This window comes from Hydrogenophaga sp., assembly GCF_030373245.1.
Classification (GTDB): domain Bacteria; phylum Pseudomonadota; class Gammaproteobacteria; order Burkholderiales; family Burkholderiaceae_C; genus Hydrogenophaga.
In genome coordinates this window covers 342784-368409 of sequence record NZ_JAUCZF010000002.1, presented here as the reverse complement: position 1 = coordinate 368409, position 25626 = coordinate 342784, and the positions used below count along the sequence as shown (strand labels likewise).

The 25626-nt window shown below is 66.1% G+C and carries 23 protein-coding genes; 15 read left to right on the top strand and 8 right to left on the bottom strand.

The annotated features are described in order from the left end of the window. Position 1: 1 nt before the first annotated feature. Positions 2-982, bottom strand: coding sequence for a ribosome biogenesis GTPase YlqF (gene ylqF / locus QUV25_RS07150; RefSeq protein WP_300862728.1), 981 nt, complete (start codon positions 980-982; stop codon positions 2-4). Positions 983-1107: 125 nt separating this feature from the next. On the opposite strand from ylqF, the gene QUV25_RS07145 reads away from it, so the two are divergent. Continuing rightward, positions 1108-1578, top strand: coding sequence for an SRPBCC family protein (locus QUV25_RS07145; RefSeq protein WP_300862727.1), 471 nt, complete (start codon positions 1108-1110; stop codon positions 1576-1578). 16 nt (positions 1579-1594) lie between these two features. Here QUV25_RS07145 and gshA read toward each other — a convergent pair whose 3' ends face one another. The 3 genes from gshA to QUV25_RS07130 are packed head-to-tail and all read right to left on the bottom strand — an operon-like array spanning position 1595 to position 5016. Then, entirely contained in the window at positions 1595-3151 is a 1557-nt protein-coding gene (gshA, locus tag QUV25_RS07140; protein ID WP_300862725.1) for a glutamate--cysteine ligase, read from the bottom strand. Positions 3152-3182: 31 nt separating this feature from the next. After that, entirely contained in the window at positions 3183-4187 is a 1005-nt protein-coding gene (locus tag QUV25_RS07135; RefSeq protein ID WP_300862724.1) for a tRNA-dihydrouridine synthase, read from the bottom strand. 13 nt (positions 4188-4200) lie between these two features. Continuing rightward, the gene (locus QUV25_RS07130; RefSeq protein ID WP_300862721.1) at positions 4201-5016 is read right to left on the bottom strand and encodes a mechanosensitive ion channel domain-containing protein; all 816 of its coding nucleotides are present in this window, start codon (positions 5014-5016) and stop codon (positions 4201-4203) included. 194 nt (positions 5017-5210) lie between these two features. Between QUV25_RS07130 and QUV25_RS07125 the strand changes: the two genes are divergently transcribed. From QUV25_RS07125 to QUV25_RS07070, 12 genes are all read left to right on the top strand, one after another. Next, entirely contained in the window at positions 5211-5693 is a 483-nt protein-coding gene (locus tag QUV25_RS07125; protein WP_300862719.1) for a FecR family protein, read from the top strand. 50 nt (positions 5694-5743) lie between these two features. Further along, positions 5744-6346, top strand: a complete 603-nt coding sequence (locus tag QUV25_RS07120; RefSeq protein ID WP_300862718.1) for an OmpA family protein — start codon at positions 5744-5746, stop codon at positions 6344-6346. A gap of 4 nt (positions 6347-6350) precedes the next feature. Then, entirely contained in the window at positions 6351-6842 is a 492-nt protein-coding gene (locus QUV25_RS07115; RefSeq protein WP_300862716.1) for a HugZ family protein, read from the top strand. Further along, positions 6839-7492, top strand: coding sequence for an RluA family pseudouridine synthase (locus QUV25_RS07110; protein ID WP_300862715.1), 654 nt, complete (start codon positions 6839-6841; stop codon positions 7490-7492). The genes QUV25_RS07115 and QUV25_RS07110 overlap by 4 nt, the downstream gene beginning before the upstream one ends. 15 nt (positions 7493-7507) lie before the next feature. Further along, positions 7508-8287 (top strand): SDR family NAD(P)-dependent oxidoreductase, encoded by a 780-nt coding sequence (locus QUV25_RS07105; RefSeq protein ID WP_300862713.1) that lies wholly within the window; start codon positions 7508-7510, stop codon positions 8285-8287. A gap of 39 nt (positions 8288-8326) precedes the next feature. Beyond that, positions 8327-8917, top strand: a complete 591-nt coding sequence (locus tag QUV25_RS07100) for a histidine phosphatase family protein (RefSeq protein WP_300862712.1) — start codon at positions 8327-8329, stop codon at positions 8915-8917. A 134-nt stretch (positions 8918-9051) separates the two neighbouring features. Continuing rightward, positions 9052-10236: a beta-ketothiolase BktB gene (gene bktB, locus QUV25_RS07095; RefSeq protein WP_300862711.1), complete on the top strand. Its 1185-nt coding sequence runs from the start codon at positions 9052-9054 to the stop codon at positions 10234-10236. 238 nt (positions 10237-10474) lie between these two features. Beyond that, positions 10475-11860, top strand: coding sequence for an AAA family ATPase (locus QUV25_RS07090; RefSeq protein ID WP_300862709.1), 1386 nt, complete (start codon positions 10475-10477; stop codon positions 11858-11860). Continuing rightward, complete coding sequence (locus tag QUV25_RS07085) at positions 11845-13323, top strand: VWA domain-containing protein (RefSeq protein WP_300862706.1); 1479 nt, start codon at positions 11845-11847, stop codon at positions 13321-13323. Before QUV25_RS07090 ends, QUV25_RS07085 begins: the two co-directional genes overlap by 16 nt. A 152-nt stretch (positions 13324-13475) precedes the next feature. Then, positions 13476-13766: a YkvA family protein gene (locus tag QUV25_RS07080; protein ID WP_300862705.1), complete on the top strand. Its 291-nt coding sequence runs from the start codon at positions 13476-13478 to the stop codon at positions 13764-13766. A gap of 753 nt (positions 13767-14519) precedes the next feature. After that, positions 14520-15224 carry a response regulator transcription factor gene (locus tag QUV25_RS07075; protein ID WP_300862703.1) on the top strand — a complete coding sequence of 235 codons (705 nt, stop codon included), beginning with the start codon at positions 14520-14522 and terminating at the stop codon, positions 15222-15224. A gap of 10 nt (positions 15225-15234) precedes the next feature. After that, entirely contained in the window at positions 15235-16587 is a 1353-nt protein-coding gene (locus tag QUV25_RS07070; RefSeq protein WP_300862701.1) for an ATP-binding protein, read from the top strand. Positions 16588-16630: 43 nt separating this feature from the next. Here the strand turns inward: QUV25_RS07070 and QUV25_RS07065 are convergent, their stop codons facing one another. The 4 genes from QUV25_RS07065 to QUV25_RS07050 are packed head-to-tail and all read right to left on the bottom strand — an operon-like array spanning position 16631 to position 22647. Then, a complete protein-coding gene (locus tag QUV25_RS07065) occupies positions 16631-16903 on the bottom strand; it encodes an EF-hand domain-containing protein (protein WP_300862697.1) in 273 nt (90 codons plus the stop codon). 43 nt (positions 16904-16946) lie between these two features. Continuing rightward, complete coding sequence (locus tag QUV25_RS07060) at positions 16947-20069, bottom strand: efflux RND transporter permease subunit (RefSeq protein ID WP_300862695.1); 3123 nt, start codon at positions 20067-20069, stop codon at positions 16947-16949. Continuing rightward, complete coding sequence (locus QUV25_RS07055; protein WP_300862693.1) at positions 20066-21202, bottom strand: efflux RND transporter periplasmic adaptor subunit; 1137 nt, start codon at positions 21200-21202, stop codon at positions 20066-20068. Before QUV25_RS07055 ends, QUV25_RS07060 begins: the two co-directional genes overlap by 4 nt. Beyond that, positions 21199-22647, bottom strand: a complete 1449-nt coding sequence (locus QUV25_RS07050; RefSeq protein WP_300862691.1) for an efflux transporter outer membrane subunit — start codon at positions 22645-22647, stop codon at positions 21199-21201. Before QUV25_RS07050 ends, QUV25_RS07055 begins: the two co-directional genes overlap by 4 nt. Before the next feature lie 398 nt (positions 22648-23045). On the opposite strand from QUV25_RS07050, the gene QUV25_RS07045 reads away from it, so the two are divergent. Then, the gene (locus tag QUV25_RS07045; RefSeq protein WP_300862688.1) at positions 23046-23885 is read left to right on the top strand and encodes a type 1 glutamine amidotransferase domain-containing protein; all 840 of its coding nucleotides are present in this window, start codon (positions 23046-23048) and stop codon (positions 23883-23885) included. Then, positions 23882-25402, top strand: a complete 1521-nt coding sequence (locus tag QUV25_RS07040) for an MBL fold metallo-hydrolase (RefSeq protein WP_300862685.1) — start codon at positions 23882-23884, stop codon at positions 25400-25402. Before QUV25_RS07045 ends, QUV25_RS07040 begins: the two co-directional genes overlap by 4 nt. Positions 25403-25626 lie beyond the last annotated feature (224 nt).

Sequence of the window (25626 nt, the reverse complement as noted above, 5' to 3'; positions counted from 1 at the left end):
ATCAGCGCGCGGCACGCTTGCGGGTGGGGGCGGCCGAGGTTTTTTTGGCCGGCTTGATGTGGCCTTTTTCGCGCAGGCCATGCTTGCGCGCATCGCGCTCACGATCCGCGGCCAGGCCGGCCCGCAACCAGGCATCAAACTGGGTGGGCGTTTCCAGCGTGATGCGCCCGATGTGCAGGGCACGGAAATCAGCGATCAGCAGCTCGGCGGCCTTCTGGCGGTTGACCTTGCCACCCGCGGCCAGTGCGCCCCGTTGCCTGCCGATGGCATCGAGCAGGTCTTCCTCTGGGGCCGCGGCAACGGCTTCGCTCGAAAGACCGAGCTGGTATCGGGCGGCGAGCAGGGTCGGATAGTCGGTCTTGAGCTTGGCGAGCAGCTCCCAGGCCACCTCTTCGTCGTCGTAGGCATTGCGCCCCACGGCGCCGCTGGCGGCCAGGTTGAAGCCGCTCTCGGGCACGACGATGCGCGGCCACAGCATGCCTGGCGTGTCGTAGAGGTAAAAATCATCGGCCAGCGCGATGCGCGATTCGGTGCGGGTCACGCCCGCCTCGTCGCCCGTCTTCGCCGCACGCTTGCCCTTGAGGGTGTTGATCAGGGTGGACTTGCCCACGTTGGGAATGCCGCAGATCAGCACCCGCATCGGCTTGACCATTCCGCCGCGCAAGGGCGCCAGCTCGAAGCAGGCGTCAATCAGGGCGCGCGCTGGCGCCGTGTGGCTGGCATCCAGCCCCAGCGCACGGGTCCGCGGCTGGGCGTTGTAATGCGCCAGCCAGAGCGCGGTTCGCTCGGGGTCAGCCAAGTCCTGCTTGTTCAGCACCTTGAGCGTGGGTCGGCCGCTGGTGAGCTCGGCCATGAGCGGATTGGCACTCGACCCGGGCAGGCGCGCGTCAAGCATCTCGATCACGACATCGATCGCTTTGACCCGTTCGGCGATCGCCTTGCGGGTGAGGTGCATGTGACCGGGAAACCACTGGATGCTCATGGAAGACGACTCTTCTGGACAGACAGGCATTGTGCCGCGCGCGCGCCTGCGGGTTCGCCCCCAGCGACGCGGCCCAGACTGCGTGACACAATCATTTTCTTCCCAACCACCTGCCGAGGAGCAACATGGCCATCACCGTCAAGATCGACCTGGGTTACGAATTCGATGTCAAGGCCAAAGCCAGCGAGGTGTTCGAGGTGCTGTCGGATGTGCCGACCTCGGTCAGCCATTTTCCCAAGGTCGAGCAACTCACCGACATGGGTGACGGTGTCTACAAGTGGGAGATGGAAAAGGTGGGCACTTCGCAGGTGAACATCCAGACCGTTTATGCGAGCAAGTACGTCAGCGACAAGGCCAAGGGCACAGTGAAGTGGACACCGGTCAAGGGCGTGGGCAACGCTCTCGTCGGCGGCAACTGGAAGATCGTGGACAACAAGAAGTCGACCAACGTGACGCTGGCGATTCAGGGAGAAATCGACGTGCCGCTGCCGGGCCTGATGAAGATGGTCGTGGCGCCAGTGGTCGAAGGCGAATTCGAGAAGCTGGTCGACAAGTACATCGCCAACCTCATCAAACGTTTCGGCGGGGAGGTCTGACGCCAGCGAGCCGGCCTCAGACCAACGCGGCCAAGGCCTCCGGCTTCGGGCGCCCCAGGCGCGCCGGCGAGGTGTATTCCTGCCGATAGATCTCGAACGGCATGGTGTCGGCGGCTTCGATCTTGCGCTGGTCTTCCATGGATTGCAGCGCCATCGCCTCATAACGCGCCTGCTGTTTGGAGCTCCAGGGCAGCTGCAGCAGCCGGTCCTGGTTCTGAGCCGTGCAGCTGCGCACAAAGCCGATGAACGAGTCGGCATGCTCGGTGCGCATGGACTGCAGCACGCGGGCGGAAGGCAGCGTCTCAGGCGCCAGCAAACGGGCGCGCGCCTGATCCACGGCCTCGGCGTGTTGCCCACCGCCGTGGGCCTCGTCGAGCGCGCGGGCGAAGGGCGCCAGCTGGTCGATGATCTCCAGCCCCCAGTCGATCAGCAGCACCTCGGCGCCGTCGCGCTGCAGGCGCACGCCAGGCTCTCGACCGCGCGCCGCGGTCTGTTGCTGGTTGTGGGCCAGCGCCTCGATCTCGGCCGGTGTGTCGGGCGCGCTGTCGGTGAGCAGGCAGTGCAGCAGGAACACGTCGATGAAACGCAGCGTGGCCGCATCGATGCCCACGGACTCGAACGGGTTGAGGTCGAGCAGCCGCACCTCGACATACTCCACGCCTCGCTCACGCAGCGCATGCAGCGGCCGCTCGCCCGGGTAGATCACCCGCTTGGGGCGGATGGTGCCGTAGAACTCGTTTTCGATCTGCAGCAGACTGGTGGAGAGCTGGTTGTAGTCGCCGCCCGGGTTGCGCACGCCGATGGTCTCGTAGGCCGGCCAGGGGCGCGAGAGCGCATCGTGCAACGACGCGGCATAACCTTCCAGCCCGTTGTAACTCACCTTCAGCGATGCCTGGGCCTCGCTCTGGTAGCCCAGACGCCCCATGCGCAGCGACGTGCCGTGCGGCATGTAAAGCGAACCGGTGGTGCCCAGGGGTTGCAGCTCGTGCTGGCGTCCAGCGACAAACGAAGAACACACCGCGGGCGAGGCTCCAAACAGCGTGAGCAACAGAAAGGCATGGCGGCGGAAGTTGCGGATCAGGCTGAAGTAGCCGTCGTTGTCCACGCCAGGCAGCGACCAGTTGTAGTGGATACCCGAGATGGTCTGCATGCGCCGGCCATAGCGATGCCCCAGCCCGATGCGGTACACGCTCTTGGCGCGCCCAACGTTGGACGGTCCATACAGACCGATGGGAATGGTCTCATCCGATGGCAGCCCACACGGCATGCTGGAGGCCCACATCATCTCGTCGCTGGCATGCAGGCAGCGCGCGGTGAACTGGTGGACTTCCGCCAGCTCATCCAGGCAGGCGGTCACGCTGTCGTGCACACCGGTGATCAGCTCCAGCTGCGATTCGCTGAAGTCGGTGGTGATGTGGGGATGGGTGAGTGCGCTGCCCAATGACTTGGGATGGGGCGTGAGCGCGAGCTTGCCGTCATGCTGAACGCGCAGGCTCTCCTTTTCGAGGCCGCGCCGCATGCCTCGCAGCCGCTCTGTTGTGACGGCGGCGAGCCTTTGTTCCATGGTCGTCATACAAGGTGGTTTTCGGGTCCGGGGCCGGAACTTAACACGCTGGCGACATTTCCGCTCGCGACGAGGCCACTGGCTCTGGTGTAAGGCCGCGAGGCGGGGCTGTGCCGACCTGCTGGCTCAGCCAGGCTTCGATGGCCTCGGGCTCGTGCAGCAGGCGCAAGGTGTTGAACGCCTGATCGGCCTCGGGGTGGCGCCGGCGCAGGGCAGACAGCCACTGCTTGAGGCGACCGGCGCGGTGCCGCCGCTCCACCCGGCGGCTCACCTGCAGCCAGAAATCGGTCAGCAGCGGCAGGATTTCATGCCAGCTCACGCCACCCTGAACGCGGATGCTCAGCGCCAGGCCCGGATCGGCCACCATGCCGCGGCCGATCATCAGGTCTTCGCAGCCGCTCACTTCGCGGCAGCGAAGCGCGTCTTCTGCGGTCCATATCTCGCCGTTGGCGATGACGCGAAGGCTCGAAGGCAAGCTTTCGCGCAGCTGGGCGATGCGCTCCCAGTAAGCCGGTGGGCGGTAGCCGTGGGCCTTGGTGCGAGCGTGCACCACCAGCTCATTGGCTCCCGCCTCGGCGATGGCCAGCGCGTTGTCTTTGGCGCGCGCATCGTCGTTGAAACCCAGGCGCATCTTGGCTGAGACCGGCAGGTGCGGTGGGACGGCGCGCCGCACCGCCGCCACGATGCGCCCCACCAGCTCCGGCTCGTCCAGCAACACGGCGCCACCTCGGCTGTTGTTCACCGTCTTGGCAGGGCAACCGAAATTGAGGTCAATGCCCGGTGGATTCAGCATGGCCAGGCGCGCGGCGTTGTCGGCCAGGCAGGCTGGGTCGGAGCCCAGCAGCTGTGGCCGCACCGGTACACCGGCCCGGGTTTTCCCACCGTTCAACAGCTCGGGCACCACGCGCACAAACGCGCGCTCGGGCAACACGGTGTTGGTCACGCGGATGAACTCGCTCACGCAGCGGTCGATGCCGCCGGTGCGGGTGAGCACATCGCGCAGCGTGGCGTCGAGCAGGCCCTCCATGGGCGCGAGCAGGATCATGGAAGGGTCAGGCTCAAGGGCTGACGGTGTGCAGGTGCACGTCGCGCTGCGGAAACGGAATCTCCAGCCCCACCGCGTCGAAGCGTTTCTTCACTGCCTCCTGCATGTCGAAGTACACGCCCCAGTAGTCGCTGGTGGCAGCCCAGGCACGCACCGTGAGGTTGACCGAGTTGTCGGCCAGCTCGCCAACCACGACCAGCGGCGCCGGTTCGGGCAGCACGCGTGCGTCGGCTTGCAGCAGCTCGCGCAGCGAGGTCTTGGCCAGATCAATGTCGCCGCCGTAGCTGATACCGAACACCATGTCCACGCGCCGCGTGTCTTCCGCTGAGTAGTTCGTGATGTTGCCGTTGGCCACCGGCCCATTGGGCACAAACACCACCTTGTTGTCGGGCGTGCGCAGCACCGTGTTGAGCAGCTGGATCGACACCACCGAACCACTGATGCCCTGCATTTCCACGTAATCACCCACCTTGTAGGGCTTGAACAGGATGAGCAACACACCGCCGGCAAAGTTCGACAGACTGCCCTGCAACGCCAGGCCGACGGCCAGGCCAGCGGCGCCCAGCACGGCGATGAAAGACGTGGTCGCGACGCCGAGCATGCTGGCCACACTGATCACCACCATCACCTTGAGTCCCAGCCCGATCAAGCTGCGAAGAAAGCGCCTCAGGGTGATCTCGACGTTCAACTTTTCCATGCGGCTGTCCACCCGCCGGGAAATCCAGCCAGCGAGCCAGAGGCCGATCAGCAGGGCGACCAGCGCCAATGCGATCTGTGCACCCAGGGAAATCGCGAGTTCGGTGAGGCGTTCGGTATTCAATTCGTGCAAAACAGGATTTCCTCCAAGGCAAACAAACATGATAAGCCGGGGTCACCGGCGCCGCAGTCAACGCACATCACCGATGTGGCTGCGACCGCAGCTCCCTTTGACCGACCAGTGTCTGCCTGCAAGGTTCCCCGCGGTGTTGCCCGCCACCGAGTAGCTCCGGTACCATCGACGTCCCCGATCGAAAGTTTCGCCCCATGTCCAAGCTTGCCCGCCTGATGTCTCTGCTGCTGTGCTTCGCCTTCGTGTCTTGGGGTGCGCGGGCCCAGACCAACCCCGTCGCACCAGCCGCGGATGTCCCGCGAATCGGCACCTTCAAGCAGGTGCAAGGCGAGGCCTGGATTGGTTCGGCAGACGCTCGCCAGGCGGCGACGCCTGGCGCCGGTGTGGGCTTGGCGCAGCGCGTGAGCACCGGCGCCACCGGCGCCGCGAGCATCACGCTCAAGGACGGCACAGTGCTCACGATGGGCCCCAACACCACCATGGACCTGAGCAAGTTCCAGTTCGATGCCACCACTCAGGAAGGCAATTTCCTGCTCGATCTGCTGCAAGGCTCGGTGCGTGTGGTCACCGGTTTGCTGGCGCGCATCAACCCCGGCCTGTTCAAAGTGCAAACCCCTACCTCGGTGGTCGGTGTGCGCGGCACCGACTTCATCGTCGAAACCCAGGCCGCGCGCTGACCTCTCCCATCCACCCTGGCGCCGACGATCCCCGTCGGCCAGCGAAGACCATGCACCTCAATCGATTCTCCGGCCCAGCGATCGTCGCTCTGTCGATCGGCCTGCTGGCCGCCTGCGCGCCCGCCACCCGCGTCACCCTGCTGCCTCAGGCCGGCGGCACATCGAGTGCGGTGGTGGTGAGCACCGGCCAAGGCGAGCAGGTGCTCAATCAGCCCTATGCCGTGGCCGACGTGAACCGCCGCGGCGGCATCAGCACCGATACCACCACCGCCGATCAGGTGCGCTCGGCCTACCCACAGCTGGTGGCGCTGCAACCGCAGCCGCCAGAACGCTTCGTGCTGCAGTTCGAGCCCGGCACCTCACAGCTCACCGAACAATCCCAGGCCCAGCTGCCACAGGTAATCACGCAAGCCCGCGCACGCGCTGGCGGCGAGATCGTGATAACCGGTCACACCGACCGCCAGGGCTCGCTGGAGGCCAACGACAAGCTGTCTCTGGAGCGGGCGCAGGCGATCCGCGCGCTGCTCATCGAGCGCGGCTTCGCCGCGGCACTGATCGAAGCCGTGGGGCGCGGCGAGCGTGAGCTGGCGGTGCCCACCGAGGACGAGGTGGTCGAGCCGCGCAATCGCCGCGCCGAGGTGATCGTGCGCTGAGCGCATGGCCGAACACAGCCTGACGCGGGCGCTGCGCGAACTGCTTTCGCGCCGCCGTACCGCTGCGCTGGGCACGCTCGACCCCGACGGCGTGGCCTTTGTGTCCATGGTCCCGTTTGCCATTGACACACGAGCCGCCTGCGTCGTCATCCACATCAGCGCGCTGGCCGCGCACAGCCGTCATCTGCGATCCAGTCCACGCGCCACGCTGCTGGTCTGTGATGCCGAACTGGACAGCGAGCCGGTGCACGCGCTGGCACGCGTAACGCTGTCCGTGAACGCCACCTGGGCCGAACCCGGCAGCGACGACGCACAGCAATGCCGCAGCGCCTACCTCGCCCGGTTCCCGGAAGCCGAGCCGATGACGGCGCTGGGAGACTTCCGGTTTGTTCGCCTGGTGCCCAGCAGCGCCCGCCAGGTTGCCGGTTTTGGTGCAGCGCGCAGCCTGGACGCCACCGAAGTGGCCAAAGCGCTGAGCGCGGGCGACCCGGCTTGACGAGCAGCCTCACGCCGCTGCACGTCGACCCCTGGCTGCTGGTGTTCGACAAACCCGCGGGCCTGCTCTGCGTACCCGGCCGAGGTCCCGACAAACAGGACTGCCTGAGTGCCCGTGCGCAGGCTCAGTGGCCCGACGCCCTGATCGTGCACCGCCTCGACATGGCCACCTCCGGTCTGGTCCTCATGGCGCGCGGCATCGAGGCCCAGCGTGCGCTCAGCCTGGCGTTCGAACAGCGGCGGGTGCACAAGCGCTACACGGCGGTGGTCAGCGGCGCGCTGGCCAACCCCGAGCCCGACAACGGCTGGAGCACCATCGACCTGCCGCTGCTGCTCGACTGGCAAAACCGCCCGCGCAGCATCGTGTGCCACGAGCACGGCAAACCCAGCCTCACGCGCTGGCGTCTGGAAAGTCCGAAAGACGGTGACCCTGGTGGCCGCACCCGGCTGGCGCTGGAACCCGTCACCGGCCGTTCTCACCAGCTGCGCGTACACCTGCAAGCCATTGGCCACCCCATCGTGGGCGACCCACTCTACGCGGCCGCCCCACCCGATCCGTCGCAGCGGTTGCTGCTGCACGCACAGGCGCTCAACTGCAATCACCCGCACAGCGGTGAAGCGCTGCACTTTGTGGCACCCTGCCCGTTCTGACCTCTGGAGATTGCCATGCGCATCACACCCCAACACCTCACCATCCTCACCGGCGGCTCCCGCGGCATGGGCCTGGCGATGGCACAGCAGCTGCTGGCTCCCGACCGCATGCTGCTGTGCATCTCGCGCCATGAAAATGCCGCGCTCGCCCGCCAGGCCGAAGCCACCGGCGCTGCGCTGCTGCAATGGGCGCAGGACCTGAGCGATACCGTCGCCAGCCGCGAGCGCCTTCGAGACTGGTTGCACGGGCTTGATTCCGAAAGCCTGCACAGCGCCACCCTGATCAACAACGCCGGAGTGCTCGCCCCCATCGGTCCGCTCAACACCTGTCCACCCGATCAGCTGTCCAACGCACTGCGGGTCGGCCTGGAAGCGCCGATGCAGCTGACCGCCGCGTTCCTCGGCGCCACCGGCGCCTGGGTCGACCTGGGCTGGCGCGGCCCGCGCAAGGTGCTGAACATTTCTTCCGGCCTCGGCCGCCACGCCATGGCCTCACAAGGGCCATACTGCGCGGCCAAGGCGGGCATGGACCACTTCACCCGCTGCAGCGCACTGGACGAGGCCCAACGGCCTCACGGTGCACTGCTGGTGTCGCTGGCACCCGGCGTGATCGACACCGACATGCAGACCGAACTGCGAGCCGGTGACCCGGCCGCTTTCCCCGACCGCCAGCGTTTCGTGGAACTCCAGCGCCAGGGCCAGCTCTCATCTCCCGATGCCGCCGCCCAGCGCGTGCTGGCCTGGCTGGACCGGCCCGACTTCGGGCAGCAGCCCGTGGCCGACGTGCGCGACTGACGCCCACAACCTGCCCATCGAACCCCGACTGGAGAACCCATGCGTCAGACTCCTCGCCGCCGTTTCACCTCGTCGCTGCTGGGTCTCGCGCTGGGCGCACCGCTGCTTGCTCGCGCCCAGAGCACGACCGAAGCCGCCGATTTCTGGACCCTGCTGCGCCAAGGCGGCAATGTGTTGCTGATGCGCCATGCGCAGACCGAGTCCGGCATTGGCGACCCGCCCAATTTCCGCATCGGCGACTGCAGCACCCAGCGCAACCTCAACGACGTGGGGCGTGAGCAGTCGCGCCGCGTGGCGGCCGCTTTTCAGCGCGAAAGGATCGTGCTGGACGAGGTGCGCTCCAGCGCCTGGTGCCGCTGCGTGGACACCGCCGAGCTGGCCTTTGGCCGGCACACCGTGTGGTCGCCCATCAACTCCTTCTTTCAGCAAAACGGTCGCGAGACGCAGACCGCCGAGGTGCTGCGGGCGCTGAAATCGTTCAAGGCGCCGCGCAACCTGGTGCTGGTGACCCACCAGGTCAACATCAGCGCCCTCACCGGCGGCTTTGTGGCCATGGGCGAAATACTGCTGACCCGACCTGGTCAGATGGCCGATGGCCGGCTGCGCGTGCTGGCGAGGCAAAGCTTCTAGGGCCTGTTCATCGACGGGCGTTTGACGCCCGTCAAGCCTGGCGTAAGGGAGCCGCGCTTACCATGGGCGCTTGGCCCGCTGCATCGAACAGGGGTCAGTCGGATTCCCCAAACACCATTCCCAGGAGACACCCCATGAGCAGAGAAGTCGTCGTCGTCGCAGCAGCCCGCACCGCCATTGGCACCTTTGGCGGCAGCCTGAAGGATTCGCCCCCCACCGCGCTGGCCGCACTGGTCGTCAAGGAAACCCTGGCCCGCGCCGGCGTCGAGGGCAAAGACGTGGGCCATGTGGTGTTCGGCCATGTGGTCAACACCGAGCCGCGCGACATGTACCTCTCGCGCGTGGCCGCGATCGACGGCGGCTGTGCCGAAACCACACCGGCCTACAACGTCAACCGCCTCTGTGGCTCGGGCTTGCAGGCCATCGTCAACGCCAGCCAGAGCATCTTGCTGGGCGACACCGACATCGCCATCGGCGGCGGCGCCGAGTGCATGAGCCGCGCGCCCTACGCCAGCCTGGCCACCCGCTTTGGTGCCCGCATGGGCGACACCAAGATGATCGACATGATGGTCGGTGCGCTGCACGATCCGTTCCACAACATCCACATGGGCGTTACCGCCGAAAACGTGGCCGCCAAGTACGGCATCACGCGCGAGATGCAGGACGCGCTCGCGGTCGAGAGCCACAACCGCGCCCAGCGCGCCACCGAAGAAGGCCGCTTCAAGGAGCAGATCGTTCCGGTCATGCTCAAGAGCCGAAAAGGTGAAGTGAGCTGGGCCACCGACGAACATTTCCGCCCCGACTGCAAGCCCGAAGACATGGCCAAGCTCAAGCCGGTGTTCGTGAAGGAAAACGGCACCGTGACCGCCGGCAACGCCTCGGGCATCAACGACGCGGCCGCGGCCGTGGTCCTGATGGACGCCGCAGCGGCCAAGGCCCGTGGTGCCAAGCCCATGGCGCGCCTGGTGGGCTACGCCCACACCGGGCTGGACCCGAAGATCATGGGCGTGGGCCCGATCTCGGCCACGCAGGCGGTGCTGAAGAAAACCGGCCTCACCGTCAACGACCTCGACGTGATCGAGGCCAACGAAGCCTTTGCCGCACAGGCCTGCGCCGTGACCAAAGAGCTGGGCCTGGACCCGGCCAAGGTCAACCCCAACGGCTCAGGCATTTCGCTGGGCCACCCCATCGGCGCCACCGGTGCGCTGATCACCGTCAAGGCGCTGTATGAACTGCAGCGTGTGAACGGCCGCTACGCGCTGGTGACTATGTGCATCGGCGGCGGCCAGGGCATTGCGGCCATCTTCGAACGGGTGTAAACACCCGCCCCCCGCGCCGCGAGGGTTTGTGGTTTGTGTCTTGCAGACCACGGTTGCGCCAGAGGCTCAACCTTTTCGGGCTGTCCAGGCCTGCGCGGGCAGGCTTGGAGCCGCAGTCCTCAGCCCCCCGAGGGGGCAACGCGAGTGGCCCGGCAAGGCCGGTTCCACCGCATCCTGGACGCAGGCACGCGCTCCGGGCGCTGGAGCGCATTAAAGTAGTGGCATCTTGGACCACACGATGAGCGCATCTCCCTCAGGCTCGCTCTGGGCACCCGCCCTGGCCGAGCTGGAGCGCGGCCTGCTGCAGCGCGATGTGGCTGCTCGCGTGTTGCTGCTGGCGGCCATCGCGGGTGAGCACGTGCTGTTGCTCGGTCCGCCCGGCACCGCCAAGAGCGAGCTGGCGCGCCGCTTGCAGCGACTGCTGCCGGGCGCGCGCTACTTCGAGCGCCTGCTGACCCGCTTCACCGTGCCCGAGGAGCTGTTTGGTCCGCTCTCGCTGCGCGCGCTGGAGGAAGACCGCTACGAGCGCCTGACCGACGGCTACCTGCCGGCCGCCGAGGTGGTGTTTCTGGACGAGGTGTTCAAGGCCAACTCGGCCATCCTCAACACCCTGCTCGGCCTGCTGCACGAGCGCCAGTTCGACAACGGCAGCCAGCGCCTCGCGGTACCGCTGCGCTGCCTGGTGGGTGCCAGCAACGAGCAGCCTCAGGACGACAGCCTGCTCGCCTTCTACGACCGCTTTCTGCTGCGCGTGCCGGTCTTGCCGGTGGACGACGCGCATTTTTCCCAGCTGCTCACCGACCCGCCCGCGTCCCTGGTCGACGTTCCCCCGGCGGCGCAACTGGCTCCGCAGCAGCTGCAGGCCCTGCGCGAACAGGCCGCCACCGTGGCGCTCGGCGAACCGGTGCTGGACCACCTTATGGCGGCGCGCCAACAGGCCAGCCAGTCCGATCACCCTGTGTCCGACCGGCGCTGGCGCCAGCTGGTGGCGCTGCTTCAGGTGCAGGCCGCCAGCCAGCAAGCCGAGCGGGTTCAACCCTGGGACCTCTGGCTGCTGCCCTTTGTCTTGGCCTCCGGTCCGGCCGAGGTGCCGGCGTGGCGCGAGTGGTTTTTGCACCGCGTGGCGCGCATCGAACCTGTGCTGATCGATGGTCTGGAGCGCGCGGTTCAGGCCTTTGAACAGCAGCTCGACATTGAGCGCCGCGCGCCCGCCGACGTGCAAGACGACAGCGCGGGCAAGCTGGCGCTGGCGCGCGCCATCGCCGGGCCCGATGCCGCCCGCGACGACATGGTGCGCATCACCAGCCAGCGCGCCGAGCGCCACTTCAGCCGCATCCACATCACCGCCCGCGTGGCGCAGTGCGAGGCGCTGCTGCAGCAGCTTGAGACGCTGCACAACGACACCCAGACACTGGCCAGGCAAATCGTCACCGAGGCACGGGCACACGCCTGGCTACCGCCCTCTTGGCGAGACACCATCTGCGACCAGCACACTGCGCGATGCGATCGTTTGCGCAGCTGGCTTCAGCGCTTGCACATCGCGCGAGACGGTTTCGCACAACTGCCGGTGTCCGCCGAGGCGCCATCCAGCGAGCCAGCGCCCGTGACATGGTCGGCGGACTGAGCGCCCTGGGCGCCCCCCGGGCCGATCGGCCTTACCAGCACCTGGATCAGCTGCCACGCGAGCTCTGGCGCTGGGCGGTGGTGTGCAGCAGCGGCGCGGCCCCACGGCGACTGCCCGAGCTGGTGGCCTGGCGCACCGCACTCATGGCCGGCCAGCTGCCCGATGTGTCGCTGGACTTTGGCGACGCCGAGGCCACGCAAGCCCTGCGGCCGGTGCTGGCCGAGCTGTCTTTGCCCGCGCTCACACAAGGCAGCGAACCGCTGGCGCTGCAGGTCTTGCAAAGCCTGCTCTGGCACCTGGATGGCCTCATTGACCGGGCCGACGGTGTCCCCCGCGCTGCCGCCATTGAAGACATGCGCGCGGCTTTTCTGGCGATCTGGGACGTGCAACGCCAGGGTTGGGACGAGGTGCTCGCGCTGCTTCAATCGCTGGGCGACCTGGCGCACCTGCGCTGGGACGATTTGCGCGGCCAGCTCAACCGGCGCGAATGGCAGGAGGCGCAACGCATCGGCGCACTGCTGCAGCGCCAGCCCGCGCTGGCCAGCTTCATCGATCAGGTGGGTCGGCGCCACATGAACGCCAACGCGCCCCCGGCCCAGCAAGCGCGCCCCGATCCGCACCCCGATGCGTCGGTGGCCCGGCAGGCCACACAAGACGACGCGCGGCGGCCTGAGCCCACCGCGGTAGACGGGGTGCGGCGCTCGCGCAACCTCGCGCGCATGACCGGAGGCGAGCTGCAGCACCTGGGTCACCCGGTGTTGCGCCGCCTCTGGCGCGCGCGCTTTGCCGAAGCCCAGCTGTTCACCTACGACGACCGCGCCCGCGACCCTGCCGCGCGCCCCGCCGCCACAGCGCAGCGCACGCCCTGGCGACTGCGCCCGACCACGCTGGGCCGAGGGCCGCTCCTGGTGTGCCTCGACACCTCGGGCTCCATGCAGGGCGCGCCCGAGCAGGTCGCCAAGGCCTGCGTGCTGCAGGCCGTGCGCAGCGCCCACGCCGGGCGACGCGCCTGCCGCCTCATGGCCTTTGGCGGCCCCGATGAACTGCTGGAGCAAGACCTCACGCTCGACGCCGCCGGCCTGAATGTCCTGCTCGACCTGATGGGGCAGAGCTTTGATGGCGGCACCGACGTGCAGACACCCATGGAGCGTGCCATCGCCACGGTACAAAGCCAGGGCTGGGAAGAGGCCGACCTGCTGATCGTGAGCGACGGCGAATTCGGTGTCACCCATGCCACGCTGGTCGCCCTGCGCGACGCCAAGCAGCGCCTGGGCCTTCGCGTGCACGGCGTGCTGATCGGCGACCGCGAGACCGTGGGCCTGACCGAAGTCTGCGACCGCCTGCACTGGGTGCGCGACTGGCGGCGCTACGGCCAGGCCAGCGCCCACCTCGCCGACAATTTTTCGCCGGTGCACAACCGCAGCCTGACGGCGATGTACTTTCCGAATGCGATCCGGCGCTAGGGCTCTTGCGCGCCCGCCGGGAATATGGCGGGCTGCCCTGCTGGCTGCATTCAGCAATGCCTGACCGTACGTGAACCAAGTGGCCGGTCCCTTGTCAAACCGCCACTTGTGCCCATGTAGGTGTGTCAGTTGAAACACCAAGGAGTGCTGCCATGTTGAAACGCCTGTCCGTCCTGTGGGTAGCCGTGCGCGGCGACGCGCGCCGCCTGTGGGTCGCCCTGCGCCACCCCGAGGCGCCGCTGTGGCTGAAGCTGGGCAGCGCCAGCCTCGTGCTGTATCTCATCTCCCCGGTTGATCTGCTGCCCGACGTCATCCCCGTGCTCGGCCTGGTCGACGACCTGGTACTGATCCCACTGGCCATGCGCTGGATGCTCAACCGCCTGCCGGCCCACCTGCGCGGGGAAGCGGTCCAGAAGCCCGGGGACGTGGTCGGCGAGGCCTGAGCGCGAGGCCTTCGCCTTCTCGGGGTGAAGCCAGATCGCGTCGAAAAAAAGTTGCTGCGCTGTACCTCCCTCCGCACCATCATCCCTGCGCATCGGCATTGAGGGGGACCTTGGGCTCAAGGCCGAACCCGCCAGCTCTGGACCCAATGAGGCCTAAGCCTTGCGCTGCGGAATACTCGTTGTGCAGCGAAAGCGGCCAGTCCGACCTCTTTGTTGGCTGACTCCTTCCGGTCCCAATCAGACTCCAGGAAGTGCATCTAAGCGAACAGAAGATGCTTATCCGTAGACCTGAAAATGGTCGGCAATTTTTAGGCCCGTTCCGCTGGTTCGCTGCCCGAATATGCCAAGCAGCTTCACTAGATCTTGCGAAGTACCTTGAGCGAACATCAGACGGTTAATCTGGGCACAACCTAGGCGAGAAGCATGATGCATGCAGCGTACGGCCCAACGATGTGCCAAGCATAGTAATTGCCCGCTATGTCGAAATGCAGATAGTGAATGGTTGCCTTGATTGCAACTCCGAGCAGCGCACTCACGCAGGTCCAGTACACCGTGGCGGGCGCCCAGTTCGGTTGCGTGTACATCTTTAGCGCGAAGGCGGTCACTCCAGCCAGGATTGGTAGGTGAAGACAGGCGGCCTCCTGGTATCGAGACCTACGCCGCAGCAGTGCTGCAGGCTGTCAAACCGGCTTCTCGGACGATCGTGCCCTCTGCAACGTCACACCGACATGGATGACTCATACAATGTTGCAAATGCTGCAGCCGTCTATATTGCTCGTCGACGACGACGTCACGTTGTCGGGCATGTTGCGCACACTGCTCAGTCGCGAGGGCTGGTCTGTGCAGGCTGCCTTGACCGGTGCCGAGGGTGAAACCCTGCTGTCCCAGGCCCTGCCCGACGTGATCCTGCTGGACGTCATGTTGCCGGACGCGAACGGGTTGGACCTGTGCAGACGCTGGCGCGCCGCCAATAGGCAATTGGCCATCCTGATGCTCACCGCTCGCGGCCAGCCCTCGGAAAGAGTGCTGGGCCTGGACACCGGCGCCGACGACTACCTGGCAAAGCCGTTCGACCGGCGCGAACTCGTCGCGCGCATCCGTGCGCTGCTCCGGCGCAAGGCAGGTGAACGTACCGCATCGCCCGTGCTGCGATTCGACGGTTTGACCATCGACCCTCAGCTCCGCGAGGTCAGGGTACGAGATGAGTTGGTCGAGCTCACGAGCACGGAGTTCAAGCTGTTGCTGGAACTGGCCAGTAACCCGGGCAAGTCGCTCACGCGCGAACAGCTCAACGCCCAGGTTCAAGTCGGCAACTACCGCCCCTTGGACCGGACCGTAGACGCACAGGTCTATCGGCTGAGGCGCAAATTGATGCCGCAAGGCTCCGGCCGGGGCTGGATCGACACGGTGCGGGGCGAGGGCTACGTCTTCGTGCCACGTCCCGCATCCCCGCAGTAGGTTGCAAGCCGTGTTGCACTGGAGCCGGCTGGATACGCTCTTCGCGAGACTGCTGCTGGCACAGGGATTGACCGTCGTCTGTGCCACGATAACCTTCGGCGCCCTGGTCTTCTTCGACCGCAATGTTGTCCTCGCAGGGCCCTATGCCGAAGCTCTGGCGCCCGAGTTGGCCAGGGTGATCGGCTCCGCTCCCGTGCTGGCTTCGACACCATCCGTCGAGCGAATCGAGCCGCCTGACCCGCACGAGGCGCTCGACATTGCAGCCTGGCCTGGGGCGGCAAAGCTCATTCAGGAACTGGACAGGCAAGGCTTCAAGGTCGACCAGGTGATCCTGCACGCAAGCCGGGGCAAGCCGACGTTTTCCATGCGCGTAAGGACCGACCAGTCGTCTCCAGTTTGGGTCGGCGTGACGGATCCGTCAATCTTCCCGCGGTGGTACACCGCCGGACTCGGTTTGTCAGCCGCACTTGCGGTCGTGATCGCCGCGAGTTGGGCCATCGCCAGGCACGTCTCGCGGCCGCTGGAGTGGCTGGAGGCCAGAATTCGACGCCAGTCGGCCAGTCTTGCGCCGGATGCAGGCGAACCACAACGGCAATCCGTTGATGGCACGGCCGAAATCCGTTCGATTGCTGCGGCGTATGCAGATCTGCAAGCACGCCTGGCACGTGTCGAGCGGGAGCGCAAGGTGATGCTTGGCGGGATCTCGCACGACATGCGCAGCCCACTGGCACGCATACGGCTCGCGGCCGAAATGCTTCCGGAGACCGAGGACACCACGGAACAGCTGCAAACGATCGTCCGCGAGGTTGAGCACGCCGACCAGCTCGTGGGCAGCTTTCTCGACTTCGTCGCGGCCGACGAACTGGCACTGGACGAGATCGTCGATCTTGCGGCGCTGACGCGCACGAGCGCCGCGGGGTTTTACCGATTAGAGAAGCCGCCGACGGTTGTCGGGCCAGCACGCCTTGAATACGGTCCGGCCAACGGGTTGTTGCTCCAGCGTGCCATCACCAACCTGATCGACAACGCCTTAAAGCACGGGCGCGCACCGGTGGTAGTGACGCTTATGAGCGGCAGCGACGGCGTATCCATCCAGGTGGACGACCACGGTGACGGGATGAAGCAGGGTACGGCACTTCGACTGACCGAGGCGTTCGCCCGAGGGGATGTCGCACGAAGTGTCCCGGGTACCGGACTCGGACTGGCCATCGTTGGTCAGGTGGTGAACCGGCTAGGTGGAAAGCTGAGCTTTGAGCGTCTCGCTTCAGGTCAGCGGGTTCGCGTCACGCTCCCCGTGCCTCATCAACGCTCGGACGTCCTAAAACAGATGTCGTCGTCTTTTGCAGGGGTTGCGAGCGGATAACGAGTCAACGCAAAACCCCTGATTGGGGCCTGGCTGCCGAGAACTACTTGGGGCCCCCAGCTTCCAGGGCAGCCTTGAGTTCATCGAGCGTGACGTAACCCTTCTTGTCCTTGTCGAGGGTGTCGAATCGCCGCGCCACACGCGGCATGTCCGCCTTGGCTTCGGCAAGCGTGAGCTTCCCATCGCTGTCCTTGTCCGCCTTGGCAAACTGCTTGGCCACGGTCTCTGCGTCCGGCCGGCCTAGCTGGGCCGCGGTCGGGCCACACACGGTAACAAGAATGGACATCGCGGCGATGTGGAAGAGCTTCAGCGTCATGGAAGGAGACTCCAGTTCAGGGTTGGATCATCAAGAGCGCTCGTCACATGGATTCGGACTTTCGACCTTGCCACTGCTCGACGATCAGGAAAAACACAGGCACCAGCGCCACGGCCAGCAGGGTTGAGGCCAGCATGCCGGAAAAGACCGTCAGTCCGATCGACTTGCGGGCAGCTGCGCCGGCACCGCTGCTGATGATGAGGGGCACCACGCCCAGGATGAACGAGAACGAGGTCATCAGGATCGGCCGGAAGCGCCGCCGCGACCCCTCGAGCGCAGCCTCGACCACGTCCATGCCCTTCTGGTGCAACTCGTGCGCCACCTCGACGATGAGGATCGCGTTCTTCGCCGATAGCGCGATGAGCAGTACCAGGCCGATCTGCACGTAGATGTTGTTGGGCAGGCCCACGGCGGTCAGTGCCGCCACCGTACCCACCAGCGACAAGGGCACCGATAGCAGCACCGGGACCGGCGTCCACCAGGACTCGTACTGTCCCGCGAGGACCAGATATACCAGGAGCAAGGCCAAGCCGAACACCAGTACGACGCTATTGCCCACGAGCTTTTCCTGGTAGGACATTGCGGTCCACTCGTAGGACACCCCTGGGGGCAAGGTCTGTTTGGCCAGGTCTTCCATGAGCGCCAGCGCCTCGCCGGAGCTGTAGCCCGTGGCCGCGGCGCCGACGATCGCCGCGGTCGGCATCAGGTTGTATTGCGCGGCCACGGCGGGACCACTAACCTCGCTGAAGCGCACGAAGGCCGACAGCGGCACCATGTTGCCGCCGCGCGAGCGCACGGTCAGGCGGCCGATCGCGTCCCGGTCCAGCCTGGAGCTCGGATCGGCCTGGACGAAGATCGTGTAGTTCTGGCCGAATTTGGAGAACTGATTGACGTAGGCGGCACCCAGGTAGCTCTGCATCGCGTCGTAGGCGTCACCCACCGACACACCGAGCGCTTCGGCCCGGGCGCGGTTGAGGTCCAGCTTCAGCTGCGGCACAGCGATGCGAAGCGGCGTGAACACACGCTCGATGCGCGGATCGGCCGATGCCGCAGTCACCATGGCGTCGGCTGCCGCGGCTAGCTTCTCGTCGTCCCCGCTGCCGTCGTTCAAGACGAGCTGCATCTGGAAGCCCCCGGACAGGCCGAGCCCGTTGATCGGCGGCGGCACCAGCACGAGCCCGGTGGCGTCGGGCAGGCGGGCGAGTTCCTCCCCGAGCCTCCCGTAGATCGTCCGCAAGTCCTGCCCACCGGCCTTGCCGCGCTCGGCCCAGTCGTGCAGCACGAAGTACACGAGCGCGGCGCTCGACAGCGGCGCATTGCTGTCCAGCGGGGAGACGCCCCCGACCGCGATGGCGTGCTTCACACCCGGTACCCGCATACCGGCATGCACCAGTTCCTGGGCCGCGCGGTCGGTTCGCTGCAGCGATGCCGCATCCGGCAACTGCATCGCCACCATCACGAAGCCCTGGTCCTCGGTCGGGATGAAGCCGGTGGGGATCTTCGCGAAGCCCCACGCCGAAAGGCCGATCAGCAGCACGCCCACGGCTGCGCTCGGCCACCGGTGGCGCAGCAAGATCTTGATAAGGCGCAGGTAGCCGCGCTCCATCGGCACATAGACCGAGTTGAAGGCCTGTGCAAACCAGCCCGGTTGGCGATGAGGATCGTGCGGTCGAAGGTACTGCGCCGACTGTGCGGGCTTGAGCGTGACGGCGTTGATCCCGGAAATCACCGCCGTCGCGGCAATGACCAGCGCGAACTGCTTGTACATCTCCCCGGTGATGCCCGGGATGAAGGCCGCGGGCAGGAATACCGCAGTCAGGACCAGGGTCACGCCGATGATGGGACCGAGCAGCTCGTTCATCGCAGCGATGGCGGACTCGCGCGCCGGCGTGCCTTCTTCCATCTTCTGTGCTACGCCTTCGACGACCACGATCGCGTCGTCGACCACGATGCCGATGCACAGCACGATCGCGAACAAAGTCAGCAGGTTGATCGAGAAGCCCAGCGCGGCCATTGCTGCGAAGGCGCCGATGACGGTGATCGGCACGGTTGTGGCGGGTACCAGGGTTGCGCGCCAGTCCTGCAGAAACACGATGATCACGAGCAGCACCAGGACACCGGCCTCGAGCAGGGTCTTATAGACCTCATGGATGGATGCGCGCACGAAGACTGTCGTGTCCAGAGGCACGTCGTAGCGCAAACCCTTCGGAAAGTCGACCGACAGACGCTGGAGTTCCGTGCGCACGGCATCGGCAGCATCCAGGGCATTCGCGTCTGGCAGCTGGTAGATGGCAATGCCGCCAGCCGATCGGCCATCGAACGTGAAGGTCTGGTTGTAGTTCTGGCTGCCGAGCTCGATACGCGCCACATCGCGCAGCCGGGTGACGGCGCCGTTGTCGCCGGTGGCGATCACGATGTTGCCGAACTCTTCCGGGTCCTCCAAAGGGCCGTCGACCACGATGCTCAGCTGCTGTTGCTGCCCTGGCGGTGCCGGCGGCATGCCGAGCTGGCCCGCGCTGATGCGCTGCGTCTGCTTGCCCACCACCGCAATCACGGCCGAAGGGTTGAGGCCGCGCTGCTTCATCTGGGCGGCGTCGAGCCAGATGCGCATGCTGTAGGCGCCGACGCCAAACACGTTGACGTCGGCAACGCCAGGCAGGCGCGCCAGGCTTTCACGCAGCCGAAGGTTGGCGAAGTTGCTCAGGAACAGGGCATCATGCGAGGGATCGTCCGAGGAGAGCGTGACGATCTGCAGGATCGCGGTCGAGCGCTTGCGCGTCACCACGCCCTGCTGCTGCACGGCGCTTGGCAGTGAAGGCAGCGCGCTGGTCACGCGGTTCTGCACGGCGACCTGGGCCTGGTCCGCGTCGGTGCCCACGCCGAAGCTGACCGTCAGTGCATAGCGTCCGTCATTCGACGCGACGGACTGCATGTACAGCATGCCTTCGACGCCGTTGACTTGCTGTTCGATGGCCCGCGCCACCACGTCCTTGACTGTGCGGGCATTGGCCCCGGGGTAGTTGGCCGTCACCAGGATGGTGGGCGGCGTGAGCTGCGGGTACTGCGCCACCGGCAGGCCGAGCACGGAGACGGCCCCGATCAGCAACGTCAACAGCGCGATGACATTGGCCAGGACCGGCCGCTCGATGAAGTAGCGCGCGATCATCGAGCGACCGAGGTGGGAGCGGCCGCCGCGGGCTGTGTCTGAACCTTCCTGCCGTCGGCCACCTTGGTGGTGCCGCTGACGATCAGAAGTTCGCCTGCCTTCAGTCCGCTCAGGATTTCGTTGAACTCGCCACGCGCGGCCTGCGTCTGAACGCCACGTCGCCGGGCCACATCGCCTTCGGCGACGTAGACGAAGTTACCCTGCTGGTCGCTCAGAATCGCCGCCCGCGGTATCAACAGGGCCTCACGCGGCTGCCCCAGGTCGATCGACAGCCTGGCGTAGTACCCAGGCAGCAGGCGTCCATCGAGGTTGGAGAACCGGCCTCGCACGGCCAGTGTGCCGGTGCCCGGCAAGACCTGCCGGTCGATGAAGTCGAGCTCGCCATGCTCGGGGGTCTGATCCTCGCCCTGAAGTGTGGCCTGCACGGGGACCCGCTCCGCGACGGCCTGGCCGCCACGACCCCTGGCGGCCACCCGCTCGCGCAGGCGCAGCACGTCGCGTTCGCCGACGGCCGCGTTGACGTATGCCGGCGACAGCTTCTGGATGGTCGCGAGCAGGGTGCCGCCGGGCGACGCACCCACGTAGGCGCCGACATCCACCTGGTGACGGCCGACGACGCCGTCGAAAGGCGCGCGAATCTGGGTGTAACTGAGGCTGATCTTCGCGAGCGCGAGGTTGGCCTCCGCCTGCTGCAGATTGGCCAGCGCGGCATCCACACTGGATTGGGCGGTGGCCCGCTCCTGCAGCAGCTGCGTCTGGCGGTCGAAGTCGCTGCGGGTCTGGGCCAGGCGAGCCTCGTTCAGCTTGACCTGCTGCTCGTAGGTGTCTGGCTCGATGGAGAACAGCAATCGGCCGCGGCGCACGAACTCGCCGTCGCGGTAGTGGATCTCCTTCAAGGCACCGGCGACGCGGGCCATCAGGTCTGCTCGCTGGCTCGGAGCGACGCTGCCGTCCAGTTCGATGACGTCCTGGATGCGGCTGGGTGCCACGGCCTGGACGGTGACGCTGACGACCGGCGGCGTCGAGGCCGTCGGTGTGGCGTTCCGCTTTCCGCATCCGGACAGCAGCACAAGAACGCAGGCGAACGCGGTCGCAATGCAAACCCCCGGAGGGATAAAGGCGTGTCGGATCAAGGCTGAGCTCCCCCGCTGGACGCGTCCTGCTCCAGGCCGCCCAGCGCGCGCCACGCACTGATGTGGGCCTGGAGCAAGGCGCCTTGTGCCTGCACCCGTGCATCGGAGGTCTGGAGTCGCGCCTGCTCAGCGCTGGCCACCGTGGTGTAGTCGGTCTGCCCGGATCGATACCGCGCGCCGGCCAGCTCGGCGCTTCTCGATGCTGCGGCTTCGGCCGCGCTCAACTGCGCCACCTGCTCGGTGTATTCCATGATCGCACTCATCGCGTCCTCGACCTCCTGCTGCGCCTTCAGCACCTGGTTCTGGTAGGCCAGCATGGCCTGTTTGAAGAGGCTGTCCTGAACCTGGACCTGCGCCTTGATGCGCTCGCGGTCAAAGAGCGGCAGCACCAGCCCCAGCCCCGCCGAGAGGGTTCGGTTGTCCCAACGGAACAGATCCGAGACGCTGTCGGTGGTCGAGAACCCGAAGGACCCCCCGAGCGTGAAGCTTGGGTACAGAGCCGCTTCGGCCTGACCGATGCGCGCCGACTGGGCCATGGCCACAGCCTCCGCTTGCATCACGTCGGGGCGGCGCCTCAGCAGGTCCCTGGGCAGGCCGGCGGCGGCGGCCTTCGGCGCACGGGGCAGTCCGTGCGTCATCGGATGTTCGCGCGCGAATCGATCCGGCGGAGATCCCAGGAGCACGCTCAAGGCGTGCTGGAAGGTCGCCAGCGATTGGCGGATCGCCGGCAACTGGGCCAGGGTCTGCGCATGCTGCGTCTGCGCTTGGCGGTAGTCCAGTTCGGAGGCAGCTCCCAAGCGAAAGCGTGCCTCGGCGATCCGCAGGCTCTCTTGCTGCTGCGCCAGGTTGGCCTGGGCGACGGCAAGACGCTGCTCGTACAGCCGCACATTGCAGTAGGTGGCGGCCACGCTGGCCTTGATCGACACGTTAGCCGCCCGGTATGCCGCCTGGCTGCTGCGCAGGGACGCGGCGTCGACCTCGGTGGCGCGCCGCTGTGTGCCCCAGAAGTCAATCTCCCAGGAAACCTGGCCGAGCACCTGATGGGCCGTTGATCCCTCCTGAGTGCCGCGAAGGGTCGAGGCCAGATCGGGCTGGCTGTAGGTGCTGCCGGCCGAGAGCTGAGCTGCCGGCAGCGCGGATGCCAGCGTTCCGCGCAGCACGGCCTCGGCTTGCGCCACTTGCGCCGCTGCGGTTTGCAGTGTCAGGTTGTTGGCCTGTGCGAACTGCAGCAGTTCGCTCAGCACCGGATCGTCAAAGCTGCCCCAGAAGGTGGTTTCGTCGTTAGCGCTTATGACCGGGCGTAGTCCGGCTGGCGTAGACCAATCGGCCTGCAGTGACAACGGTGGACGCGCGTAGTCAGGGCCGACGGACGAACAGGCCCCGAGTGCAAACAGCACAATCAGTCCGACACTGTTCTTGTGCGAGGCTCGAGCGGCGTAGGGCATCTTGCCGAAAGGTATCCACATTGCCTTCGTTGACGCCTCACAGGAGTTTGGAAGCTCGGCGGCCATTGACCGCGAGCGGCTTCTACCTAGTATAGAAGTTCGATTCCCGGCGGAACGGGCGATCAGATGACGTTTTGTGATAACTGGACCGGCAAGGCCTGTTGGGCGCCTACAGCGAATTTGCTTCCCCTACATTTAGTGGTCAGGAGTTCTTGGCTGGAGAACTTCACTGTAAGTTGTCACGCAATCATGGCCATCAACATCTCCCCCCAAACAATCACCAAGCCATCGCGTGCCAACGGCTTCGCCTGGCGCTTGCGATCGCCTGCGGCGTCGACTCAAGTGGCCTTCGGTATCCGCCCTCCAGGTCGCCTACCACAAGTACCAGCAGGGTCGGCATGAACATGAGACGGCGTCTGGTGCTTCTGGCTGCCGGCCTGGCTGCAGCTAGCGCGCTCGTCGTAACCGCACTCCCGGCGATTTTGCAAAGCCTTGGTCTGCATCCTGAGTTCGAGGGCCAGCACTATCTGCTCCCCGAAGGACGGGCGCTGATCATCGCCACCAGCCACGACCGCCTGGGCGAAGGCGGCGCAGAGACCGGCGTGGCCGCGTCCGAAGTGACCGCCCCCTACTACGAGTTCAAGGGTGGCCGAGTCAACGTCGATATCGCCAGCATCAGGGGCGGGAAAATTCCGTTCGACCCGGTGACGCTCAGCCGCTTCATCCGAACCCACTACGACGAGCGCTACTTGGAAGACCCCGTCCTTCAGAGCAAGGTCCAGAACTCGATGCGCATCGACGACATCGACTTCACTCGATACGACGTCATCTACCTCGCAGGTGGCTGGGGGGCAGCCTACGACCTCGGCCAGTCCGAGGTCCTGGGGCGGAAGATCACCGAGGCTTGGGCCGCAGGCAAAGTGGTCGGCGGCGTTTGCCATGGACCTCTCGGCCTGCTGCGCGCAAATGACGAGAGCGGCCAACCGCTGGTCAGGGGTCGCCGTGTCACGGGGGTGACCGACAAGCAGGTCACGGAACTCTACATCTCGATCACCCCCATGCACCCGGAGCGAGAGCTACGGGCCGCCGGGGCGGTGTTCGAAAGCGCGACCGCGTTCCGCGACTTCTTCGCCAACCACGTCGTCGTCGACGGCCGCCTTGTCACCGGGCAGAACCAGAACGCCGGAGCCGAGGTCGCGAACCTCATGATGAAAGCGGCGGGAGGCACGCGCCGATGAAGGCCATCCTCGGCACGCCACGCGTGGAGGTGGTCTTGCGGTGGCTTGCCACTGCGGTCGGCACCCTTCTGCTGCTGATGGGAATAGGCTTTCTGGTCATGCCGGAGTTGCTTGCCACGGGCATTCTGGCGGCCGAGCCGGCGCGCGCCGTGGGCATCAACTCGCTGCGAGGCGACTTCGGCGGGCTCTTCCTCGGGATGGGCCTCTTCGTGCTGATCGGCACGCTGACCCGGTACCCAACGTTGCTGCTGGTCCCCATCGTCTTTCTGGCTCTGATCGTGACGGGAAGGTTGATCAGCGTGATCGTTGACGATCTTCCCGTGGTGACGAAGGGCGCGCTGGCCAGCGAGCTGCTGTTCCTGGCAGTGCTGGGCCTGTCGCTGCTTGCTTCGTCTGTCCGGCATGAGAACCTCGCTCATCGAGCGGTCCATGCGGTCACGCCGCGGTTGCGCATAGTCGTCGTGCTTGGGGTTGTCGTCGTCGTGATCGTGGTCGGCGCGTTCCAGGCCCAGCGACAAATCGGACTGCGTCTGCTTGGCGCGGTGGCGGGCTCCCAGCTGCAGAGCAACGGGTTGGATGGCATTCCCGACGGGCTCCACGTCGGGCTGGCCGGAACAGGGGCACCTCTACCCGAGCATCGACGCCACGGTGTCTGCACCTTCGTGCTGGCAGGCAAGCACCTCTTCATCGTGGACTCCGGGCCGGGCAGCACCAAGGCCCTCGAGTTGATGCGGCTCCCGCTCGGCAACATCGAGGCCGTGTTGCTCACCCACATGCACTCGGACCACATTGGCGGGCTCGGCGAGTTGATGCTCAAGGCCTGGACGCGAGGGGCTAGACAGCAACCGCTGAAGGTCCTCGGGCCCGACGGCGTCGACCAGGTGGTGCAGGGTTTCAACATGGCTTATGCCATCGACACTGACCTCCGCATCGCTCATCATCCCCCGACTATCGCGGCGCCGGAGGGTGCTGGCGCCATGGCCGAGACCATCCGGTCGTTCGACGCTGATGGTGCCGCAACGATCTTTGAGGCGCCGGGCCTGAAGGTGACGGCGTTTCTCGTCGATCATCGCCCGGCCGCGCCTGCGGTGGGCTATCGCTTCGACTACAAGGGCCGGTCGATCGTGATCAGCGGGGACACCCTGCCGAGCGAATCCCTCCGTCGTCAGGCCCAGGGAGCGGATATCCTGCTGCACGAGGCGTTGCAGCCGGAGATGCTGCAAATCATCCATGACGCGGCCGTGAGAGGTGGGCAGCCCAACGCGGCGCAGTTGGCCTCTGACATCCAGACCTATCACACGTTCCCAGAGGAAGTCGCCCGCATTGCTCGCGATGCACATGTGCGTCAGGTGGTCCTTCATCACTTTCTCCCCCAGGTCCCGATGCGCATCTTTCACTCGGCTTTCCTCGGCGACACGAGGAAGATCTTTCGTGGGCCCATCACCATGGGGGTTGAGGGCATGCTGCTCAGTCTTCCGCCGGAGTCGCTGGATGTTCGTCTCGGGTGGTTCTTGTAGTGGGTAGACCAACGGCTTGATAGGTATCCGAGTGGTAGAGGCGCACGCGATGCTAGTCGTTGCCGGCCGCGACACAAGCGTGAACGAATGTCATGCGGCGACCTGAATCTCGCGTCGATGTCGGTTCTGGGTCGGGAACTACCCTTGGGTGGCCCGGTCGCGAGGGTCTGCAACCAGCCTTGAACCGACTCTCGAATTGCCAAATTCGGCTCTTGACCGCATGC

Excerpts from the sequence above, each read along its gene's own strand:
- ylqF (WP_300862728.1), bottom strand. The coding sequence starts at position 982 with ATGAGCATCCAGTGGTTTCCCGGTCACATGCACCTCACCCGCAAGGCG.
- QUV25_RS07145 (WP_300862727.1), top strand. The coding sequence starts at position 1,108 with ATGGCCATCACCGTCAAGATCGACCTGGGTTACGAATTCGATGTCAAG.
- gshA (WP_300862725.1), bottom strand. The coding sequence starts at position 3,151 with ATGACGACCATGGAACAAAGGCTCGCCGCCGTCACAACAGAGCGGCTG.
- QUV25_RS07135 (WP_300862724.1), bottom strand. The coding sequence starts at position 4,187 with ATGATCCTGCTCGCGCCCATGGAGGGCCTGCTCGACGCCACGCTGCGC.
- QUV25_RS07125 (WP_300862719.1), top strand. The coding sequence starts at position 5,211 with ATGTCCAAGCTTGCCCGCCTGATGTCTCTGCTGCTGTGCTTCGCCTTC.
- QUV25_RS07120 (WP_300862718.1), top strand. The coding sequence starts at position 5,744 with ATGCACCTCAATCGATTCTCCGGCCCAGCGATCGTCGCTCTGTCGATC.
- QUV25_RS07115 (WP_300862716.1), top strand. The coding sequence starts at position 6,351 with ATGGCCGAACACAGCCTGACGCGGGCGCTGCGCGAACTGCTTTCGCGC.
- QUV25_RS07105 (WP_300862713.1), top strand. The coding sequence starts at position 7,508 with ATGCGCATCACACCCCAACACCTCACCATCCTCACCGGCGGCTCCCGC.
- QUV25_RS07100 (WP_300862712.1), top strand. The coding sequence starts at position 8,327 with ATGCGTCAGACTCCTCGCCGCCGTTTCACCTCGTCGCTGCTGGGTCTC.
- bktB (WP_300862711.1), top strand. The coding sequence starts at position 9,052 with ATGAGCAGAGAAGTCGTCGTCGTCGCAGCAGCCCGCACCGCCATTGGC.
- QUV25_RS07090 (WP_300862709.1), top strand. The coding sequence starts at position 10,475 with ATGAGCGCATCTCCCTCAGGCTCGCTCTGGGCACCCGCCCTGGCCGAG.
- QUV25_RS07085 (WP_300862706.1), top strand. The coding sequence starts at position 11,845 with ATGGTCGGCGGACTGAGCGCCCTGGGCGCCCCCCGGGCCGATCGGCCT.
- QUV25_RS07080 (WP_300862705.1), top strand. The coding sequence starts at position 13,476 with ATGTTGAAACGCCTGTCCGTCCTGTGGGTAGCCGTGCGCGGCGACGCG.
- QUV25_RS07075 (WP_300862703.1), top strand. The coding sequence starts at position 14,520 with ATGCTGCAGCCGTCTATATTGCTCGTCGACGACGACGTCACGTTGTCG.
- QUV25_RS07065 (WP_300862697.1), bottom strand. The coding sequence starts at position 16,903 with ATGACGCTGAAGCTCTTCCACATCGCCGCGATGTCCATTCTTGTTACC.
- QUV25_RS07060 (WP_300862695.1), bottom strand. The coding sequence starts at position 20,069 with ATGATCGCGCGCTACTTCATCGAGCGGCCGGTCCTGGCCAATGTCATC.
- QUV25_RS07050 (WP_300862691.1), bottom strand. The coding sequence starts at position 22,647 with ATGCCCTACGCCGCTCGAGCCTCGCACAAGAACAGTGTCGGACTGATT.
- QUV25_RS07045 (WP_300862688.1), top strand. The coding sequence starts at position 23,046 with ATGAACATGAGACGGCGTCTGGTGCTTCTGGCTGCCGGCCTGGCTGCA.
- QUV25_RS07040 (WP_300862685.1), top strand. The coding sequence starts at position 23,882 with ATGAAGGCCATCCTCGGCACGCCACGCGTGGAGGTGGTCTTGCGGTGG.